A 1,516-nucleotide genomic window follows, 5' to 3' on the forward strand; every position below is an offset into this window, starting at 1 on the left:
GAAGGCTGACGTTCTCATCGCAGGTCACCATGGTTCTGCAAATGCGACATCCATTGCCTTGTTAAAAAATGTTCAGCCTAAGATTCTGGTAATTTCGGCCGCTTATATGAATCGATTTGGTCATCCCCATGCAGATGTATTGGAAAGATCCAGGTTGATGGGAGTGGAAGTATTTCGACTGCTTCGCATGGCGCTCTAAGGTTTTTGTTAGGTGGAGAGGCTATAAATGTAGCGGTGGCACGCATCGAGCGAGAGACTTTTTGGTCAGTACATGAAGATAGTGTAAATAAAAACTAACGGGCTTTTCTAAATCTCTAAGTATGCTAAAGTATCGGCACTAAAATAAGCGATGATAGAAGCTGCTGTTCGTCAGTATTAGGCTTGGTATTTAGTCGGGTACCTTTGCTGGTCACAGCGGTTCGAAAATTACTTGGGGAGACTTCTGCGTGTTAGATTTATTGAAGCCGGGCGGCATAATCATGTTTCCTTTGCTGCTTTGTTCGGTATTGGCGCTGGCAATCATTATTGAGCGTTTCTGGACTTTGCGGGTCAGCCGATTGGCACCAAAGGTTTTGGTTCAGGACTTGTGGGCTGCTATCAAAAAGAAAGAACTTAACTCGCGTAAGTTGAAAGAGTTAAAAGAAGCTGCACCGCTAGGTCGAGTTCTTGCAGCTGGTTTGGCAAATGCTCGTCATGGTCGAGAGATCATGAAAGAGAGCATTCAGGAAGAAGCCAGTCATGTGGTGCATGAAATGGAACGCTTTTTAACGGCACTTGGAACGATTGCTGTGATTACGCCTTTGTTGGGCTTGTTGGGTACCGTTATTGGTATGATTAAAGTCTTTGCTCAGTTGCAGCTAGAAGGTGCCGGTAATGCCGCTGCTCTAGCGGGTGGTATTTCTGAAGCATTGATAACGACTGCCGCGGGTATGACAGTTGCTATTCCTGCTCTAATTTTCCACCGTTATTTCTTACGCCGTGTAGATGAGATTGTCGTAGATATGGAGCAAGAGTCTTTACGCTTGGTCGAAGTTATCCATGGTGACCGTGAACCTTCACGTGATGGAGAACAGAGCTCTTGAATTTTAAACGTCAGTCCGGTGAAGAGGTATCAGTAGACTTAACGCCACTGATTGATGTGGTGTTCTTGTTATTGATTTTCTTCATGGTGTCTACCACCTTCACCAAAGAGAGTCATTTGGAAATTGATTTACCGCAGTCCAGTGCAGAGCCGGCGAAGCCAGCTGTAAAAGAGATTGAGGTGATTATCAATGCCAAAGGTGAGTATGCGGTAAATGATCGCAGCTTGGTTAATAACTCTGAAGACACGCTTAAAAAAGCCGTTCAGAAACTGTCTGAAGGTAACACTAAAATTCCGTTTATTATTACGGCTGATGCAAAAACTTCTCACGAATATGTAGTTAGAGTGATGGATGTTGCTGGGCAGTTGGGTTTTGTGCAGTTGAGTATCACAACGCAGCGGAATAAATCAAAATAGGCTGCTGTCTGGCAGCCT

2 protein-coding genes and 1 pseudogene are annotated in these 1,516 nt (G+C 44.6%); all 3 read left to right on the forward strand.

The genetic code is table 11. The annotated features are described in order from the left end of the window. Positions 1-199 (forward strand): annotated as a pseudogene (locus A3735_RS31595) (MBL fold metallo-hydrolase); the annotation flags it as partial. Between the two features lie 247 nt (positions 200-446). Beyond that, positions 447-1,082: a MotA/TolQ/ExbB proton channel family protein gene (locus A3735_RS28245; RefSeq protein WP_068508177.1), complete on the forward strand. Its 636-nt coding sequence runs from the start codon at positions 447-449 to the stop codon at positions 1,080-1,082. Continuing rightward, on the forward strand, positions 1,079-1,498 hold the full coding sequence (locus A3735_RS28250) for a biopolymer transporter ExbD (protein WP_068508176.1): 420 nt from the start codon (positions 1,079-1,081) through the stop codon (positions 1,496-1,498). Before A3735_RS28245 ends, A3735_RS28250 begins: the two co-directional genes overlap by 4 nt. Positions 1,499-1,516: the final 18 nt, after the last annotated feature.

The sequence above is a fragment of the Oleiphilus sp. HI0061 genome (assembly GCF_001635675.1).